Below are 18,235 nucleotides of genomic sequence, written 5' to 3' on the forward strand. Positions count from 1 at the left end.
TGAAACCGTCGCTAGGGTTTTCACCTACTGAAATCTCCAGGTGACGCTTGCCCGTACGGTTTTCCGATCCAATCTGGCAGAAGCCGCGGACGGCCACCGCGTTCCAGTCGCTTTTTCCAGCCGGCCGATGCGTCGATGTCGTTATCGTCGGCGGCGGTATCATGGGGCTGTCGACAGCCTTGCACGCTGCCCGGTTCGGCCTTGCCGTCCAGGTGCTGGAGGCCGGCGAAATTGGCAATGGCGCATCCGGCCTGAACGGCGGTCAGGTCATTCCCGGCCTGAAATACGATCCGGACTGGCTGCTGGAGCATTTTGGTCTCGAACGCGGCGAAGCGCTCGTCAACTTTGCCGCCTCGACCGCTGACACCGTCTTCGAATTGATCCGCGACGAAAGACTGGCGGTGCCGTTCGTCCGCAATGGCTGGATCCAGGCCGCGCATACCGAGACCGCGCTGAAAGCGTCGGCGAACCGGGATCGGCAGTGGCGGGCGCGCGGCGCCGATGTCCGGCTGCTGAGCGGGACGGAGATCGCGACGATGACCGGCGCGCAAGGCTATCTCGGCGGCTGGCTCGATCGCCGCGCCGGTGCCATCGATCCGCTCGCCTACACGTCGGAACTGGCGCGCGTCGCTGCAGCGGCGGGCGTAAAGATCGCCGAGCGCCAGAACGTGATGCAGATCAGCAAGAATGCCGGCATTTGGCATGTTTCTACGGAAAGCGGCGCCGAACTCAAGGCCAAGGCGATTGTCCTGGCGACCAACGCCTATACCGGCGGCCTGCTTCCCGGCCTCGCCGAGACGATCGTCCCGCTGCATTCCTTCCAGATCGCGACAGCGCCGCTATCGTCCAATCTCGCGGCGGCGATCCTGCCGGAAGGGCAGGCAGTGTCGGATTCGCGCCGCATCCTCGTCTATTACCGCAAGAGTTCCGATGGTCGGCTGGTGCTCGGCGGACGCGGCCGCATGGCCTTGCCGAACGGCCCGGCCGACTGGGCGCATCTGGAACGCGCGCTGCTGCGGCTCTACCCGGCGCTGTCCGATGTGGCCATTGAAAAGCGGTGGTTCGGCCGGGTGGCAATGACGCCGGACCATCTCCCGCATATCCACGAGCCAGAGAAGGGTCTGCTGGCGGTCGTCGGTTGCCAGGGCCGCGGCATCGGCCTGATGACCGCGCTTGGCGAGCGCATCGCCTCCTACCTGTCGAGCGGCGACACCAGGCAATTGCCGTTCCCGGTCTCGCCGATCCGGCCGATTCCGTTTCATGCGTTTCGGCAGGTCGGCGTTGCCGCGACCATCGCCTGGTACCGGATGCTGGACGCCTTCGAACGCTGACGTTCATGCCCAAGCGTGAAACAGCTTGACAGCTTCATGAATATGAAAAAAGCTTGGTCGATTTCAAGTTATGATGGGCAGTCGATGTCGACCCTCGCCGCAACGCAGCCGCTGCCGGAAACCCGGTCTTCGCCGGGTTTTCGCTTCGCCATGCTGCTGCCCGGCGGGTTGGTCACCTTCTTGCTGATCCTTTTCGCCCTTGGCCTCGTGCTTTTCCTCGCCTTCCGCGGCAATGACGGCTCGCTGCTGGGGGCTGGTTTCACCCTTGCGAATTTCGTCACCGTGGCCACCGATCCGCTGTACTGGACGGTGACGCTGCGCTCGCTGGGCATCGCCGGCCTGGTGGCGCTGGCAACCGTCGTCACCGCCTATCCCGTTGCCTACTATCTGGCCTTTCACAGCGGGCGGCGGCGCGGGCTGCTGTTGTTCCTGCTGACCCTGCCGTTCTGGACCAGCTATCTGCTGCGCGTCTTCGCCTGGAAGATCGTGCTTGCCTATAATGGCGTGCTGAACTCGGCGCTGATCGAAAGCGGCATCTGGTCGGAGCCGACATTGGCCTTCCTTAATACGCCGGCAGCGGTCGTCGTCACGCTCGCCCACGCTTATGCGCCGTTCGCCATCCTGCCCATCTATGTGGCGCTGGACACCATCCCGAAATCGTTGCTCGAGGCCGCTTCCGATCTCGGCGCAAAACCATTCACCAGCTTCCGCCGCATCGTGCTGCCCAATTCGATGCCGGGCGTGCTGGCGGCCGCTCTCGTCGTCTTCGTGCCGACCGTCGGCGATTATGTGACGCCGGCGCTGGTCGGCGGCCCTGCCAGTACAATGATCGGCACACTGATCCAGGCCGAGTTCGGCAAGGCCAATGACTGGCCGTTCGGCGCCGCACTCGCCGTCGCCGTCATGCTGGTCATTCTCGCCGTGGTGCTGGTGGTGCGCTTCGCCGACCGCCGGTACGGCAGCCGCACATGAACACGGCGCGTGTCGATGCAAAACAGGGCGGCGGCTGGCTCGGAGCCTACGTCCTTGCCTATCTGGTGTTCCTGTATCTGCCGATACTGCTGATCCCGCTGTTTTCCTTCAACAATTCGATCCAGGCGGCATTTCCGCTGCAAGGCTTCACGCTGGAGTGGTACGGCACACTTTACGGCAATTCGGCGCTGTCCGGTGCGCTTGCCACCAGCCTCGTCATCGGCGCCATTGCCGCCAGCGGCGCAACACTCTGCGGCATCACCGTGTCCTATATGGACCTCTACGGTCGCTCGCCGCTGGCCGCCACGATCAGTGCCATTGCGCGGCTGCCGATCCTGATCCCCGGCGTCATCGTCGGCATCTCGCTGTTGATCCTGGTCAATCTCGCCGGTTTCGGGCCGTCGCGCATTGCCATTGTGCTCGGCCATGTATTGGTGGCGCTGCCGACGACGGTGGTGGTCATGCGCAGCCGCTTCGCCGCCATCCCGAAGACCATCCGCGAGGCAGCGCTCGACCTGGGCGCCTCGGACTGGACGACCTTCAGACGGGTGATGCTGCCGCTCAGCCTGCCCGCCATCATTTCGGCGTTCATGCTGGCCTTCCTGACCTCGTTCGACGAGTTTATCGTCGCCTTCTTCCTTGCCGGCACCGAGCCGACGCTGCCGCTTTATATCTGGAGCCAGCTGCGCTTCCCGAAATCGCTGCCGACCGTCATGGCGCTCGGCACGGCGATCCTGGCCGTGTCGTTCGTCATCGCCGCACTCGCCGAAATCCTGCGCCATCGCGGGCTTGCCGCCACCCGGCGGCCAGCGCCCGCCAGCCTGTCAAAACCAGAAGAGACCGAAAGAGGAGAACTGCAATGGCATTCGACTTGAAATCGATAACGGCAAAGACAGCGAAAACCGGACTGGCTGCCTTCGCGCTGGCGCTTGCATCGACTGCCGCCTTTGCCGGCGACAAGCTGCAATATTTCACCTGGTCGGGCTATGAACTGCCCGACTTCAACAAGAGCTTCCTCGCCGCGCACCCCGATGGTGTCGAAGCCTCGATGTTCGGCGACGACGATGACGCCTTCACCAAGGTCAAGGCCGGCTTCCGCCCCGATGTCGCGCACCCTTGCTATGACAAGGTGGCGCGCTGGAACAAGGAAGGCCTGCTGCAGCCGATCGACACCAAGCGCATCAAAAACTGGGATTCGATCTTCCCGGTCTTCAAGAACCTGCCCGACCTGCAGGCCGGCGACGGCAAGGTCTGGATGGTGCCGTGGGACTGGGGCAATACCTCGATCCTCTACCGCACCGATCTGGTGAAGAACCCGGAAGCCAGTTGGAACCTGCTGTGGGACAAACAATATGCCGGGCGCATGGCGACCATCGATGCCGTCCACGACACACCGGTGGTGGCGGCCCTTCTGGCCGGCGTCAATCCATTCGACATGACACCGGAACAGATGGACAAGGTGGCGGAAAAACTGCGCGAGCAGCGCCCGCTGCTCTCGAACTACACCACCGACATGACCTCGGTCGAACAGGCACTGGCGAGCGGCCAGCTGGTCGCGGCCATGACCTGGAACGCTTCGGCCACCTCGCTGAAGAAGCAGGGCGTGCCTGTAGAGTTCATGAAGCCGAAGGAAGGCATGCTGACCTGGGCTTGCGGCTTCGTCATGCTCAAGGACGCCAAGAACGTCGATCTTGCTTATGACTTCATCAACAGCCGGCTGGAAACGGATTCCGGAAAGTATCTGATCCAGGCTTACGGCTATGGCAGCTCGACCAGCTCGGCTTTCGCCGCCGTGCCAAAGGAGGAGTTGGAGAAACTGCAGCTGCCTTCCGATCCCGAGGTGATGCTGAAGACCACGATCTTCACCGGGCCGATGAAGCAGAATGACGAACTCGCCAAGATGTTCGAGAAGGTCAAGGCAGGCGGCTGAGCCTGGTTCTTCCTTCTCCCCTTGCGGGAGGAGGTGTCGCCGAAGGCGACGGATGAGGGGTGTTCCAGATGGCACCGACAGCACTCCGGCCAACACCCTCATCCGTCTCGGCGCTTCGCGCCGATCCACCTTCTCCCACAAGGGGAGAAGGGAAAACCTAACCAAACAAGGACCAACGAATGGACATGCTGGACGAAGCGGCTGAGAAGCCGAAGGACGACGCCGACGTCAGGGTCGGCCGGCGCGTGCGAGCGCTCAGGCTGGAGCGCAATCTCTCGCTGGCCGAACTTGCCGCCAAGGCAGGTGTCTCGATAGGTGCGCTAAGCCAGATCGAGCGCGGCATGTCGTCATTGCGGGTCCGCGTGATCTGGCCGCTTGCCGCCGCCCTCGATATAGAGCCGTCAGCGCTGATCGCTGACGGCAAGGATGTCGGCAACGATCTCTATTGTGTGCGCGCCAACAGCCGGCGTCAGATCCCGGTCAAATCGGAAGGCATCGCCAAGGCGCTGCTGTCGCCGCCGGCCGCCACGCTGACCGGCATGCTGGTGACCGTTGACGCCGGTGGCGGCACCGCCGAAGCTTACGCCCATGCCGGCCATGAATTCGGCTTCGTCCTGTCGGGCGAGGTCGAGCTGGTGGTCGATTCGACCAGATACGGGCTGAAGGCCGGCGACAGCTTCGCCTTCAGGAGCACGTTGCTACATGCCTTCCGCAATCCGGGCAGCGAGCGCTGCCAGATCCTGTGGGTCAACACCACCAAGCCGTCCGAGGTTCGCGATGGCGCCTGATCCTCTCGTCCGGCTGGACAAGGTCTCCAAGATTTTCCCCGGCGGCATCGTCGGGCTCGACGCCGTCGATCTTGACATTGCCCGCGGCGAGTTCCTGACCTTGCTCGGACCGTCCGGCTGCGGCAAGACCACCAGCCTGCGTGTCATCGCCGGCTTCGAGAGCCCGTCGAACGGCAAGGTCCTGCTCGAAGGCCGCGACATCACGGCGCTCAGGCCCTTCGCCCGTCCTGTCAATACCGTGTTCCAGGACTACGCGCTGTTCCCACACATGAACGTTGCCGAAAATGTCGGCTTCGGCCTGTCGCTGCGCAAGCTCTCCGGTGCCGAACAGGCAAAGCGCGTCGGCGCAGCGCTCGACATGGTCGGCCTTGCCGAGAAGCCCGGCGCCCGCGTGTCCGAATTGTCGGGTGGCCAGCGCCAGCGCGTCGCACTTGCCCGCGCCATCGTCTGCGAGCCGCGTGTGCTGCTGCTCGACGAGCCGCTGTCGGCGCTCGATGCGCATCTGCGCGAGCAGATGCAGGTCGAACTGAAGCGGCTGCAGTCGCGGCTTGGCACCACTTTCGTCATGGTCACGCACGACCAGACCGAGGCGCTGTCGATCTCAGACCGCATCGTCGTCATGAACAAGGGCCGCATAGAGCAGATTGCGCCGCCGGCGACCCTTTACGACCGGCCCGCCACCAAATTCGTCGCCAGCTTCATCGGCACGATGAACCTTCTGCAGTCGCGCTTTGTCGGCCGCGATGGCGAGCGCTTGCGGTTCGCCGCCGGCGCCCTGCCGCTGGAAGCGGTTTCGGAGACGGGCGAACTGCCTGGCGAGGGCACGGTGCGCACCATCGGCGTGCGTCCGGAGGATCTTTTGGCGACGACCGAGGCCACGGCCGGCACTGTACCGGTGCGGGTGAACAGCATCGTCTTTCACGGCCGCACCTTGCGCCTTCATGCAGAGTTGGGGCAGGGGACACAGGTGGTGATCGACGCGCCGCGCCGGACAGAGGGTTTTCAATTCAGCGTCGGCGACGTGGCGCATATCAGCCTGCGCCGTGGCGCCAACTGCCCTATGCTGCCTAGCTAGTCTCACTCATTTCCAGAAAACCGGAGCACGACCCATGAGCAATCATCTCAATTTTTTCATCGGCGGCAAATGGGTCGGCCCCGTGGTTCCGGCAACGCTGGATGTGATCGATCCGTCCACTGAAGAGGCCTACACCAAAATCTCGGTCGGCTCGAAAGCCGATGTCGACAAGGCCGTGGCTGCAGCCAAGGCGGCATTCCCGGCCTTTTCGCAAACGACCAAGGCCGAGCGCCTGAAGCTGCTGAAGCGTATCCTCGACGTCTACAATGAGCGCTACGAGGACATCGCCCAGGCGGTCAGCCAGGAAATGGGCGCGCCGATCAGGTGGGCGCGCGAGGCGCAGGCCTGGGCGGGCAGGGCGCACATGGAAGCTACCATCAAGGCGCTGGAGGATTACGAATTCAGCGAGAAGCGCGGCACCACCATGGTGGTCAAGGAGCCGATCGGCGTCTGCGCGCTGATTACACCGTGGAACTGGCCGCTCAACCAGATAGTCTGCAAGGTGGCGCCGGCCATCGCTGCCGGCTGCACCGTCATTTTAAAGCCTTCCGAAATCGCGCCGATCAGCGGCATCATCTTTTCCGAGGTGATGGACGCCGCCGGCACGCCGAAGGGCGTCTACAATATGGTGAATGGCACTGGTCCGGATGTCGGCCAGGTCATGGCTGGCCATCCCGACGTCGACATGGTCTCGTTCACCGGGTCGACCCGGGCCGGCATCATTGTCGCCAAGACGGCGGCCGAGACGGTCAAGCGCGTGGCGCAGGAGCTCGGCGGCAAATCGGCCAACATCGTGCTGCCCGACGCTGACTTCGAGACGGCGGTGCGCAAGGGTGTCAACGCCTGCTTCGGCAATAGCGGCCAGTCTTGCGATGCGCCGACCCGCATGCTGGTACCGGCCGCCCGTCACGACGAGGCGCTGACGATCGCCAGGAAGGCCGCCGAACGGCACAAGGTCGGCGACCCGCGCTCGGAGCAGACCAAGCTCGGGCCGGTGGTCAGCAACATCCAGTTCGACAAGATCCAGCGGTTGATCGAGGCAGGTATCGCCGAGGGTGCGACGCTGGTCACCGGCGGCCCCGGCCGGCCGGAACACCTCAACCGTGGCTATTATGTGCGACCGACCGTTTTCGGCCACGTCAGGCCTGGCATGACCATCGAGAAGGAGGAGATTTTCGGGCCGGTCCTGTCGGTCATCTCCTACGATGACGATGATGATGCGGTGAAGATCGCCAACGACACCGTCTATGGCCTGGCTGCCTATGTGCAGTCCGGGGATATCGACCACGCCCGCAAGATTGCCAGCCGGCTGCGCGCCGGGCAGGTGTCGATCAACTATCCGGAATGGGATACGCTCGCGCCCTTCGGCGGCTACAAGCAGTCCGGCAACGGCCGCGAATACGCCGACTGGGCGATCCACGACTTCCTCGAGATCAAGGGCATCATCGGCTACGGCGCCTGAGCGTTCAACATTGGCATTACGCCAACGTCAAGTTTGTTGCGAGCGTTGGTGCCTCGGCACCGGCGTTCGGTTGAACGGCCACGACGGCTTCGTGGCCGCAATGTGAGTGCGAAGCAGGGTCGCCTCAGATCGTCTTGAGATAGCCGGCCAACTGATCCGCCACCGTGCCCCAGCCGTCGTGAAAGCCCATGTCCTCGTGGCTGTTGCGCGTGGCTTCGTCGCGGTGGATGGCGGTGGCGGTGTAGCGCGTCGTCTCACCATGCGATTGCAGCGCTATGACGGCTGTGATGAATGGGTCGCCTGACGGCCGGTAGCCTGGCAGCAGCGCATCGGTCCACACCAGCCGCTCGTCCTGGACGATCTCGAGGTAGCAGCAACGCCTGTCGTTGACCTCCTTGCCGTCGGGCGACTGCATGCGGGTCCGGAACAGACCGCCGGGCCGCAGGTCGATCTCGCAATCGGTGATAATCCACGGCTTCGGCGTGAACCATTGGCGGACATGCTCGGGCTCCGTCAAGCCCATCCACAGCAGTTTTCGCGGCGCCTCGATCGTCCGTTCGAGCACGAGGTCGAGCTTCGGATCGGGTTGGAACAACGGCACCATATTCATCTGTCTTTCTCCCTGAGTTTCAGCACGTAATCGTCGAACTGGTCGAGACGGCGCTCCCACAGCGCACGCTGCTCGGCCAGCCAGTTTTCCGCGAGCTTCAACGGCTCCGGCGCGAGCCGGTAGGTCCTGACGCGGCCGGCTTTTTCCGAATGCACCAGCCCGCAGCCTTCCAGAACCCTGAGATGCTCGATGAAGGATGGCAGGGCCATCTCGAACGGCTGGGCAAGCTCGCTGACCGAGGCGGGGCTTCGGTTCAGTCGCTCGACCACGCGTCGCCGGGTCGGGTCGGCGAGCGCCCGGAAAATGCCGTCAATGGGCGGGGGGCTTTCGGTCTGCAGGCCCGTCATGGTCATCTCCTTGCGTCGGCCATTCCGCATGACCAAAGTTTCCTCGGGAAACAATTAGGGAAATTCCTTACTATTGGCCAGCGCGAAAATCACGGATGCCCGGCGAGGCCGCTGGAAAAGTCAGAGGCGCGGTTTTAGGGTGCCGCTAGATTCGACCGGTCCGAGGATCCGTTTTGACGATCACCATGTACGGCATTACCAATTGCGATACGGTCAAGAAGGCGCGTTCCTGGCTGGCGAGCCATGATGTTGCCTATCGCTTTCATGACTACAGGGTCGAAGGGCTGGATGCGGATCGGCTGAACGGCTGGTCAGGCAAGGTCGGCTGGGAAATCCTGCTCAACAAGGCGAGCACAACGTTCCGTGAACTGTCGGAGGAGGACAGACTGGGCTTGGACGAGAACAAGGCCAAGGCGCTGATGCTGGCCAACCCGACAATGATCAAGCGTCCGGTGCTGGAACTCGGCGACAGGGTTCTCGTTGGCTTCAAGCCTGATGTTTATCAAGAGGCGGTGAGTGGGAAGTAGAACCGACCCGCCGCGATCCGTCGCGCCCCCCTCTGTCCTGCCGGACAGCTCCCCCTCTGGGGGGGAGATTGGATGTCACTTCGGCTTTCGCTAGTCTCCAAAGAAGGGCGCTTTCGGCGAAGCTGCCAATCCCCCCCTTGAGGGGGACATGGCCGGCAGGCCAGAGGGGGGGCGCTGTCCCGCCGGCGTGACTAATTGATCTCACGCAAATAGCTCGCCAGTGCCACCGCATTGTTGTGCGCCTCGTCATGCGCGCCGTAGAGCAGCGTCACCCGGCCTTTGTCGAGCAGAGCGCACAGCTGGCCGACCGCCTCGCCGTTCCGGTCGAGCTCATCGCGGTATCGCCGCTGGAACTCCGCCCAGCGCGCCGGCTCATGGCCGAACCATTTGCGCAACCCATCGCTTGGCGCGATGTCCTTTAGCCATAGCGTCAGCGCCGCTTCCTCTTTGCGGACGCCGCGAGGCCATATGCGGTCGACGAGCACCCGCTGCCCGTCATCGGGCGCCGGCGGCTCATAGATGCGCTTTACCGCGAGCTCCATTGCCAATTCCGCATGGGCCAGCAGGCGCCGCTGCTTGCTGCCCTTCGTTTAGAGATCCCGGGCCTAAACCCACTCGCCCTTGCGCATCACCGGCACGCGGCTGCCGTCCTTATGGACGCCGTCTATGTCGATCTTGTCCGAGCCGATCATCCAGTCGATGTGGATGAAACTCTTGTTGCCGCCGCGCGCCGCGATCTCGTCCTGGCCGAGCGAGGCGCCGTCGACGAAGCACTTCGAATAGCACTGGCCGAGCGCGATGTGGCAGGCGGCGTTCTCGTCGAACAGCGTGTTGAAAAACAGCAGCCCGCTCTTGGCGATCGGCGAGGAATGCGGCACCAGCGCCACCTCGCCGAGACGGCGCGAGCCTTCGTCGGTGTCGAGCACCTTCTGCAGCACATCCTCGCCCTTCGTCGCCTTGGCCTCGACAATGCGGCCCGCCTCGAAACGCACCGCAATGCCGTCGATCAGGGTACCCTGATAGGACAGCGGCTTGGTGCTGGTGACATGGCCTTCGACTCGCCTTGCATGCGGCGTGGTGAAAACCTCTTCGGTCGGGATGTTGGGGTTGCAGGTGATGCCGTTCTTGGCGGTCGAGGCGCCGCCCATCCACTCGTGGCCGTCGGCCAGCCCGACGGTCAGGTCGGTGCCGGGGCCGGTGAAATGCAGCGCGTGGAAATTGTGGCCGTTCAGCCATTCGGTGCGGCTCTTCAACGCCGCATTGTGCGCCGTCCAATTGCCGATCGGGTCTTCGACATCCACCCGCGAGGCGGCAAAGATAGCGTCGGCGAGCTTGGCCACGGCGACGTCGTCGGCGTCGTCCGGGAATACCTGCTTGGCCCAGGCCTGATCGGGATAGGCGACGATGTTCCAGTTGATGTCGAAGCCGGTGATCTTCTCCAGCGCCGGCTTGTAGGCCATCGAATTCGCCTTGTTGGCACGCGCCACCTTTGCCGGGTCCTGCGCCGAAAGCAGCGACGGATCCTCGCCGCGCACGGCGAGCCTAGCCGCATTGTTTGCGAAGGCTTTTGCCATGCCTTCGTAGAGCCAGCCGGCGGCGCGGTCGAAACCGGCGTCGGCGCCGTAGCGGAAGCGCGCGAGAGTGATCTCATCGTCGTTGAAGATCGGCGTCACCAGGCCCGCGCCTGCCTTGTAGGCGTGCTCGATGATCCGCCGCGTCAGAGGCAGCGCGGCGATAGACGAGGTCAGCACCAGATCCTGCCCCGGCTGCAATTGCAGCCCGACCTTGACGGCGACCTCCGCCAGCCTGTCGAGCTTCACCGGGTCGATGCTTGCGGAAACGCCGCGCGAATGTGTGGTCATGATCCTGCCTGCCGTGATTGGGGACTGTTTCTTACATAGACCGGCGCTGCCGACCTTTCCACTCTGATGACGCCGGCAGGTCTAGCTGACGCTCTCGAGCGACCTGAACTGCGCCATCGTCGCCTCGATCTCTTCGCGGATCCAGGTCTTGAAATCCCTGACCTTGCGGCTTTCGCCCTTGCTGGCCGAAGTTACCAGCCAATAGCCGAGGCCGCTCTGGGCGCGTATGCCGAACGGCGCGACGAGACGTCCGTCGGCCAGTGCGTCGGCGGCCAGCAACTGCCAGCCGAGCATGACGCCGTGACCGGCAATCGCCGATTCCAGGCACAGCATCGGATCGGTGAAGCGCGCGCCCTTCATGAAGGTGACCGGCTTCACCCCGGCCGCTTCGAACCAGCTCTCCCAACTGATCATCGATCTTTCGTCCGTGATCGCACAGGTCAAAGCAAGGTCCCCGATCGATTTCAGCTTGCTGGCGATCACCGGTGCACAGACCGGAAACACCTCCTGCGCCAGCAGCAATTCGGCGCGCCCGCCCGGCCATTTGCCGTCGCCGAGCCGAATGGCGACGTCGATGCCCGAACGATCGAGATCGGCAAGCCGCACCGAGGCATCGATGCGCAGGAGCACGTTCGGATGGCGGGCGAAATGCCGCGACAGCCGCGGCAGCAGCCATTTCGAGGCGAAAGCCGGCGCCACCGAAACCACCAGCGTGCACTCCGAGCTTTCGTCGGCAAGCGCTATCGCCTGTGCGAGTTCGCGGAAGCCTGCGCTGAGCCGCGCGGTAAAGACGGTGCCGAATTCCGTCGCCACCAGGCCAGCTGGCGTTCGGTCGAACAGCGCCCGGCCGAGCTGCTTTTCGGTCCGGTTGATCTGCTGGCTGACGGCGCTGACCGAGACGTTGAGCTCGCCGGCCGCCGCCGCAAGCGAGCCCAGGCGGGCGACGGCCTCGACGGCGCGCAAGCCGTTGAGATGGACGCGGTTCAGCATAGCCATACAGTTTTTCTAAACTGGAGCGGCGGAAATCTCAATTGCCAGACGCTGCCGAACGGCGGATTCTAAGTGGATTACGCAGAGTGAGGAGGCAAATCCGATGAAGATTTTGTCATGGCTCGGCGCGTTTTCCCCGATCGGAACGCAGCCACACCGGCATGACAGTGAGGCCACCAGCTGGGTGACCGATCCGCTGGCGCATCCGCTCCTCGATAACATGTCGGAGCGCGAACTCGCCGACATGCCATTCAGGCTGACCGCGCGTCGCACTCGCTACGAGACGGCCTCGACGGGGACCTGCTGCGGCAGAGTCTCCTGAACGAAGCACCCCGGCGAGCCGGCCGCCGACGCGGCTGCGCAGCCCTTCTGGCCCAATAAAAGGCGGATTGTCTCGCCGGCAGGCGCACCTATGGTGCACCGCGATGAACATCGCTTCGCCCTTGCGCCTGGCAATCGCCGGCATGATCGCCCTGGCCGTCGCCATGGGCATCGGCCGCTTCGTCTATACGCCGATCCTGCCCGGCATGATGGAAGAGCTCGGCCTGTCGCCGGCCGATGCCGGCTGGATCGCATCGGCCAATTATCTCGGCTATCTCGTCGGCGCGCTGGCCGCCACCGGCGGCTGGGCGCAAGGCCGCGAGCGCCAGCTGATGCTGGCCGGCCTTGCCGCCACCGCGATCCTCGCCGGCCTGATGGGCCTGAGCGGCACCATGCCCGGGTTTCTCCTCATCCGCTTTCTTGCCGGCCTCGCCAGTGCCTTCGTGCTGGTCTTCATGACCAGCATCGTTTTCGGTCATCTCGCCGCGGCCGGGCGAAACGACCTGCAGGCGCTGTATTTCGGCGGTGTCGGCCTCGGCATCGCGGCATCCTCGGCGCTGTTGGCGCTCCTCGTCACCGAACATGCCGGCTGGGCGGCGGGCTGGCTGTGGTCGGCGGTGATTTCGGCCTGCGGCTTTGCCGCCGTCGCCTTGCTGGCCGGCGGCACCTCGGCCGCGAACAGCACCACCGGGAGCGAGCCGGCACTGCCGAAAGACCGGTCGCTGGTGAAGGTCATTGTCGCCTACGGCCTGTTCGGCTTCGGCTACATCGTCACGGCAACGTTCCTGGTCGCCATCGTCCGCCAGGGCGGCGGCGGCCGCGTCTTCGAGGCCGTGGTCTGGATGGTCACCGGCCTTGCCGGTTTCCCCTCGGTCTGGCTGTGGCAGAAGCTTACGGCCAGGATCGGGCTCTATGCCACCTACGCACTGGGGTGCCTGGTCGAGGTGGTCGGCGTCAGCGCCAGCGTCGCCATGGGCGGGCGCACCGGGCCGCTGCTCGGCGGCCTTCTTGTCGGCGGCACCTTCATCGCCATCACCGCGCTTGGCCTGCAGGCCGGCAGGCAGCTTGCTCCGCAAGCACCACGCCGGATGCTGGCGGTGATGACGGCCGCCTTCGGCCTCGGCCAGATCATCGGCCCGATCGTCGCCGGGCTGCTTGCGCAGGCCTCGGGCAACTTTTTCCTTGCCTCGATCGTGGCCGCCGCCGTCCTGCTCGCTTCCGGCGCGATCGCCTGGTCGGCTGCGCCAAAATCGCCATGATTATGGTCTTGCTCGGTTGCGGGCATCGGGCACGGGCATTTTCTTTCCCACTAATGTGTGACTTTATGCCCGCTGAACCCCGCTGATTTGCGCATCGACCGAGGATTTCCCCACAGTGTTCGTATCCTTCTTCCCGCAGCCGAAGCTTTTCTTCTCTTCGGTAGCCGTCTGGAGCCTCGCGGCCGTTCTGTTTTGGTTTTTTGGAGGAGAGCAACTTGGAGCAGTTTTTGGACTGCCCCCGATGGCCGCCGGCGTCGACAAGATCATTGGCGTGTCGCTCTTTTGGTCGAAGCCATTTCTCTGGTTCTATATATATTTTGCGGCTGTCGTCCTCATCTTCTACGGCTTTTGGGCCTGGTACCGACCTCATCCATGGCGGAATTGGTCGATCCTTGGCACCTCACTGATTCTCTTTGTGATCTATTACCAGGTGCAGGTAAATGTCGCCTTCAATGACTGGTATGGCCCTTTCTACGATCTTATTCAGAAGGCTTTAGGCACACCGTACTCTACGACGCCGTGGGACTTCTATATCCAACTGCTGACAATTATGTGGATTGCGCTTCTGGCTGTGACCGTTGGCGCCCTCAACCGGTTTTTTGTAAGTCATTGGATATTTCGTTGGCGCACCGCAATGAACGAATACTACATGACCAACTGGGAAAGATTGAGGCGCATCGAAGGTGCGTCCCAGCGTGTTCAAGAAGACACGATGCGCTTCTCCAGCACGATGGAGGATCTGGGCGTAAGCTTAGTCGGGTCCATCATGACACTGATAGCATTCCTTCCCGTGCTGCTGCATCTCTCTGAAAACGTCACGGAACTGCCGATTGTCGGCACGGTGCCTTACTCCCTGGTCGTTGTAGCAATCCTTTGGTCGGCCTTCGGAACTACTTTCTTAGCTGCGGTAGGAATCAAACTGCCGGGTCTCGAATTCCGCACCCAACGTGTCGAGGCAGCCTACCGCAAAGAATTGGTCTATGGTGAGGACGATGCAGATCGCGCCCAACCGCCAACTGTCGCTGACCTTTTTAGAAGCGTAAGAAGCATCTATTTTCGGAAATATTTCCACTACTTATATTTTAACGTTGCTAGAATATTCTATCTACAGATCGACAATATATTTCCATATATTGTTCTTGTTCCTACGATGGTCGCGGGAAAGATCAAGCTCGGCGCTCTGAACCAGATTCTCAACTCCTTTGAGCAGGTCCGATCTTCATTTCAGTATCTGGTCAATGCCTGGCCGACGGTCGTGGAACTGATCTCGATCTACAAGCGCCTGCGCGCCTTCGAGGCGACGCTCGAGGGCGAGCCATTGCCCGAAATCGACCAGCGTTATCTCGAACGTGAGCAAGCCGGCTTGCGTCCGGAGGATCAGCCGGCAAGCTGAGATGGGGCAGCGGCGAGCACTGGGCTCAGCCGCCCACCGCCGCCTGCCTTTCGCCTCGCCGCGAAACATAATCGTGAAAACTGATGCACTCGACGTCCGCTTTGATACAGACCTCGCCGGCAAAGCGTTCCAGCGCGTTCCAGTAGGCGCCGTCATTCATCAGCGTGAAGTGGAAGCCGAGCTCAAGCGGAATGCGCTTGCCCTGGTATTGCGCATCGAAGGCGGCGCGGAATGCGTTATAGGTCCGGTCAGCGAACTCTTCCGCCATGCTCGGCCGCTCGAAGCCGCCGGAATGTCTGACATAGAGATTGTAATCCATGGCGATCACCCGCCTTGAGCTCGGCCCTTCCGGGATCTGCGGCAGCGAAAAGCGCGTGATGCCGTTGACGGTCGGTGGCTCAACCGGCCCACGCGAAACGCCGCTTGCGTCGAGCAGGAAACCGGCCGCGGGCAGCGCCTCGTAGAGCGCCTTGTTTGCCGACAGATAAGGCGCGCGAAACCCGACCACCGACTTGCGGGCAAAATCGCGCCAGCCCTTCGGTTCAGGAGCAATGCCGTTGATCGAATAGGCGTTTTGGAGAATATGCTTGAACGAGCCGAACTCGCTCAGCCAGTCGGCCTTGCTCCAGTCCTTGCCGTCGAAATGGCCGCAGCCATGGCTGCCGATATCGTGGCCTTCCGAGGCGGCAAGATTGATCTGCTCGAGCCGGTCGGCGACTTCCTGTTTGGAGGCGGCAAAGCCGATGTTCGATTTGCCTTCTGTCTTGCCGGGCGCGGTGTATTCCTTGCGCGTCTCGGGCGACAGCAGGAATACGCAGGAGACGAAATAGGTGAAATGCGCACCCGTGCGTGCGGCCAGCGCCCGGCTGCGCTGCCACTGCGAAATGTCGCGGGCGCTGTCGAATGAGATGATGACGATCTGCTTCGGTTTTGCCGGCGGCGCCGGCGGGTCGGCGCAAGCCGCGCCGGCAGCAAACACGGCAATGGAAAACGTAACAACGCGGGACAAACAGGGCAAAGGCATCTGACCGGGTCAAGGAATGTAGAAGCGACGCCTACCGGTGAAATATGGCACGGGTACGATCGACCTGTCGGCCGCCGTTGGCGGCGACTGCCTCGTGAATAGGCGATTTTCCCGCCGAACCCCTTCCATGCCGGCAAAATTTCGCTAAAACGCGGGCTCATCAACCGCCCCGCCCGGGGCATGAATGGTTTTGATCATGTCGGACGACAGTTTTATCCGCGAAGTCAACGAAGAGATTCGTCGCGACCAGGCGCATGCGCTGTGGGACCGTTTCGGTCCCGCCTTGCTCGTGCTGGCCGTGCTGGTGGTGCTCGGCACTGCCGCTGTCGTCGGCTACCGCTATTGGGACGAAACCCGCGCCAACCGCTCGGGCGATGCCTTCTCGCAGGCGCTGAAGCTCGCCAATGACGGCAAGAACGACGAGGCGCTTGCCGCTCTGGAGGCGTTGGAGAAGGACGGCTACGGTGCCTATCCGCTGCTCGCCCGCATGCGCGCGGCAACCGTCAAGGCGGACAAGGGCGACGTCGACGCCGCCATCAAGGATTTCGACGAGGTCGCCGCCGACACCAAGATCCCCTCCGGCATTCGCGACATGGCGCGCCTCAGGGCAGCGCTGCTTCTGGTCGATCACGGCTCTTTCGCCGATGTCTCCAGCCGCGTCGAGGCGCTCACCGCCGACACCAACACGCTGCGCCATACGGCGCGCGAGGCGCTTGGCCTTGCCGCCTGGAAGGAAGGCAAGGCGGCGGATGCATTGAAGCTGTTCGACCAGATCGCCGCGGACGACGGCGCCCCGCGCAACACGCGCGAGCGGGCGACATTGATGTCCGAGCTGATCCGCGGCTCGGGCGGCGTGTCGTGATAGTCCATGACCTTCAAAGTCGCCATCATCGGCCGGCCTAACGTCGGCAAATCGACCCTTTTCAATCGGCTGGTGGGAAGGAAGCTGGCGCTTGTCGATGATACCCCCGGCGTCACTCGCGATCGCCGCGTCCATGCCGCAAAACTCTACGATCTGCATTTCGACGTCATCGACACCGCCGGCTTCGAGGATGCGGCCGCCTCGACGCTGCCCGGCCGCATGCGCGCCCAGACCGAGATCGCCATCCGCGAGGCCGACCTGATCTTTTTTACGATCGATGCCAAGTCCGGGCTGATGCCCGACGACAAGACGTTCGCCGAGATCGTGCGCAAGTCCGGCAAGCCGGTTGTCGTCGTTGCCAACAAGGCCGAGGCGCGTGGCGCCCAGGGCGGCATGCTGGAGGCCTGGGAGCTCGGCCTTGGCGAACCGGTCCCGGTCTCGGCCGAACACGGCCAGGGCCTGCCCGATTTGCGCGACGCGGTGATCGCGGCACTTGGCGAGGCGCGCGCCTTCGGCGAGGACGAAGAGGCCGGCGAGGATGAGGTCGCCGCCAGCGAGGTGCTGATCGGCGAGGACATCACCGACCCGGACGCCGAGCCGAGCTATGACGACACCAAGCCGATGCGCATCGCCGTCGTCGGCCGCCCCAACGCCGGCAAGTCAACGCTGATCAACGCACTAATCGGCGAGGAGCGGCTGTTGACCGGCCCTGAGGCCGGCATCACTCGCGATTCCATCTCGGTCGACTGGGACTGGCATGGCCGCCGCTTAAAATTGTTCGACACCGCCGGCATGCGCCGCAAGGCCAGGATCCACGAAAAGCTCGAAGTGATGTCGGTGCAGGACGGCTTGCGCGCCATCCGCTTTGCCGAGATCGTCATCATCGTGCTCGACGCCACCATTCCCTTCGAGAAGCAGGATCTGCAGATCGCCGATCTGATCATCCGCGAGGGCCGTGCCCCGGTGATCGCCTTCAACAAATGGGATCTTGTCGACCATCCCCAGGAGCTGCTGGCCGAGCTGCGCGAAAAAACCGAGCGGCTGCTGCCGCAGGCGCGCGGCATGCAGGCGGTGCCGGTGTCGGCCGAGACCGGGCGTGGCCTCGACAAGCTGATGGATGCCGTCATCCGGACGCATCGAGTTTGGAACAGCCGTGTGTCGACCGGCAAGCTCAACCGCTGGCTGGAAGGCATCCTGGCGCATCATCCGCCGCCCGCTGTCGCCGGGCGTCGGCTGAAGATCAAATATGTCACGCAGGCCAAGACGCGGCCGCCGGGCTTCGTCGTCTCCTGCTCACGGCCGGATGCGATGCCGCAATCCTACGTCCGCTATCTCTCGAACAGCCTGCGCGAGGCTTTCGACATGCCCGGCGTGCCGATCCGCATCGCCTTGCGCACCTCGGACAATCCTTTCGCCGGCAAGGCAAAGAAGCGCCGCTAGATCATCATTGGCGGAACCTTGCGAGACGTCGGCGAAGGATCG

19 protein-coding genes are annotated in these 18,235 nt (G+C 63.3%); 13 read left to right on the forward strand and 6 right to left on the reverse strand.

Features of this window, described 5'->3' with window-relative positions:
- Positions 1-47: 47 nt before the first annotated feature.
- The 7 genes from NKH49_RS01530 to NKH49_RS01560 all read left to right on the forward strand — a co-directional run bounded on the left by NKH49_RS01530 (position 48) and on the right by NKH49_RS01560 (position 7,558).
- Positions 48-1,331 (forward strand): NAD(P)/FAD-dependent oxidoreductase, encoded by a 1,284-nt coding sequence (locus NKH49_RS01530; protein WP_352502013.1) that lies wholly within the window; start codon positions 48-50, stop codon positions 1,329-1,331.
- A gap of 84 nt (positions 1,332-1,415) precedes the next feature.
- Positions 1,416-2,303, forward strand: coding sequence for an ABC transporter permease (locus tag NKH49_RS01535; RefSeq protein WP_352612710.1), 888 nt, complete (start codon positions 1,416-1,418; stop codon positions 2,301-2,303).
- Entirely contained in the window at positions 2,300-3,178 is an 879-nt protein-coding gene (locus tag NKH49_RS01540) for an ABC transporter permease (protein ID WP_352612327.1), read from the forward strand. The genes NKH49_RS01535 and NKH49_RS01540 overlap by 4 nt, the downstream gene beginning before the upstream one ends.
- Entirely contained in the window at positions 3,163-4,233 is a 1,071-nt protein-coding gene (locus tag NKH49_RS01545; protein ID WP_352540137.1) for an ABC transporter substrate-binding protein, read from the forward strand. Before NKH49_RS01540 ends, NKH49_RS01545 begins: the two co-directional genes overlap by 16 nt.
- A gap of 179 nt (positions 4,234-4,412) precedes the next feature.
- Positions 4,413-5,021: a cupin domain-containing protein gene (locus tag NKH49_RS01550; RefSeq protein WP_352540136.1), complete on the forward strand. Its 609-nt coding sequence runs from the start codon at positions 4,413-4,415 to the stop codon at positions 5,019-5,021.
- Entirely contained in the window at positions 5,011-6,096 is a 1,086-nt protein-coding gene (locus NKH49_RS01555; protein ID WP_352540135.1) for an ABC transporter ATP-binding protein, read from the forward strand. The genes NKH49_RS01550 and NKH49_RS01555 overlap by 11 nt, the downstream gene beginning before the upstream one ends.
- A gap of 34 nt (positions 6,097-6,130) precedes the next feature.
- The gene (locus NKH49_RS01560; protein WP_352612329.1) at positions 6,131-7,558 is read left to right on the forward strand and encodes an aldehyde dehydrogenase family protein; all 1,428 of its coding nucleotides are present in this window, start codon (positions 6,131-6,133) and stop codon (positions 7,556-7,558) included.
- Between the two features lie 124 nt (positions 7,559-7,682).
- On the opposite strand, the gene NKH49_RS01565 is transcribed toward NKH49_RS01560, so the two are convergent.
- Positions 7,683-8,168 carry an SRPBCC family protein gene (locus tag NKH49_RS01565; RefSeq protein WP_502907747.1) on the reverse strand — a complete coding sequence of 162 codons (486 nt, stop codon included), beginning with the start codon at positions 8,166-8,168 and terminating at the stop codon, positions 7,683-7,685.
- The gene (locus NKH49_RS01570) at positions 8,165-8,515 is read right to left on the reverse strand and encodes an ArsR/SmtB family transcription factor (RefSeq protein ID WP_352612331.1); all 351 of its coding nucleotides are present in this window, start codon (positions 8,513-8,515) and stop codon (positions 8,165-8,167) included. The genes NKH49_RS01565 and NKH49_RS01570 overlap by 4 nt, the downstream gene beginning before the upstream one ends.
- A gap of 173 nt (positions 8,516-8,688) precedes the next feature.
- Between NKH49_RS01570 and NKH49_RS01575 the strand changes: the two genes are divergently transcribed.
- Positions 8,689-9,042, forward strand: a complete 354-nt coding sequence (locus tag NKH49_RS01575) for an ArsC family reductase (protein ID WP_352612333.1) — start codon at positions 8,689-8,691, stop codon at positions 9,040-9,042.
- Between the two features lie 191 nt (positions 9,043-9,233).
- On the opposite strand, the gene NKH49_RS01580 is transcribed toward NKH49_RS01575, so the two are convergent.
- From NKH49_RS01580 to NKH49_RS01590, 3 genes are all read right to left on the reverse strand, one after another.
- The gene (locus NKH49_RS01580) at positions 9,234-9,590 is read right to left on the reverse strand and encodes a DUF488 domain-containing protein (protein WP_352612335.1); all 357 of its coding nucleotides are present in this window, start codon (positions 9,588-9,590) and stop codon (positions 9,234-9,236) included.
- 57 nt (positions 9,591-9,647) lie between these two features.
- Entirely contained in the window at positions 9,648-10,904 is a 1,257-nt protein-coding gene (locus NKH49_RS01585) for an aminopeptidase (protein ID WP_352540132.1), read from the reverse strand.
- 81 nt (positions 10,905-10,985) lie between these two features.
- Positions 10,986-11,900, reverse strand: a complete 915-nt coding sequence (locus NKH49_RS01590) for a LysR substrate-binding domain-containing protein (RefSeq protein ID WP_502907745.1) — start codon at positions 11,898-11,900, stop codon at positions 10,986-10,988.
- Positions 11,901-11,997: 97 nt separating this feature from the next.
- Here NKH49_RS01590 and NKH49_RS01595 point away from each other — a divergent pair, with 97 nt between their 5' ends.
- The 3 genes from NKH49_RS01595 to sbmA all read left to right on the forward strand — a co-directional run bounded on the left by NKH49_RS01595 (position 11,998) and on the right by sbmA (position 14,867).
- A complete protein-coding gene (locus tag NKH49_RS01595; protein ID WP_352612337.1) occupies positions 11,998-12,216 on the forward strand; it encodes a hypothetical protein in 219 nt (72 codons plus the stop codon).
- Positions 12,217-12,319: 103 nt separating this feature from the next.
- On the forward strand, positions 12,320-13,474 hold the full coding sequence (locus tag NKH49_RS01600) for a YbfB/YjiJ family MFS transporter (RefSeq protein ID WP_352612339.1): 1,155 nt from the start codon (positions 12,320-12,322) through the stop codon (positions 13,472-13,474).
- A 115-nt stretch (positions 13,475-13,589) separates the two neighbouring features.
- Positions 13,590-14,867 (forward strand): peptide antibiotic transporter SbmA, encoded by a 1,278-nt coding sequence (gene sbmA, locus NKH49_RS01605; protein WP_031211034.1) that lies wholly within the window; start codon positions 13,590-13,592, stop codon positions 14,865-14,867.
- 25 nt (positions 14,868-14,892) lie between these two features.
- On the opposite strand, the gene NKH49_RS01610 is transcribed toward sbmA, so the two are convergent.
- The gene (locus NKH49_RS01610; protein ID WP_352612714.1) at positions 14,893-15,885 is read right to left on the reverse strand and encodes a polysaccharide deacetylase family protein; all 993 of its coding nucleotides are present in this window, start codon (positions 15,883-15,885) and stop codon (positions 14,893-14,895) included.
- 202 nt (positions 15,886-16,087) lie between these two features.
- On the opposite strand from NKH49_RS01610, the gene NKH49_RS01615 reads away from it, so the two are divergent.
- Entirely contained in the window at positions 16,088-16,753 is a 666-nt protein-coding gene (locus NKH49_RS01615) for a tetratricopeptide repeat protein (RefSeq protein WP_352540159.1), read from the forward strand.
- Positions 16,754-16,759: 6 nt separating this feature from the next.
- Complete coding sequence (gene der, locus NKH49_RS01620; protein ID WP_352540128.1) at positions 16,760-18,193, forward strand: ribosome biogenesis GTPase Der; 1,434 nt, start codon at positions 16,760-16,762, stop codon at positions 18,191-18,193.
- Positions 18,194-18,235 lie beyond the last annotated feature (42 nt).

The organism is Mesorhizobium sp. M1088 (assembly GCF_040318575.1).
GTDB lineage: Bacteria > Pseudomonadota > Alphaproteobacteria > Rhizobiales > Rhizobiaceae > Mesorhizobium.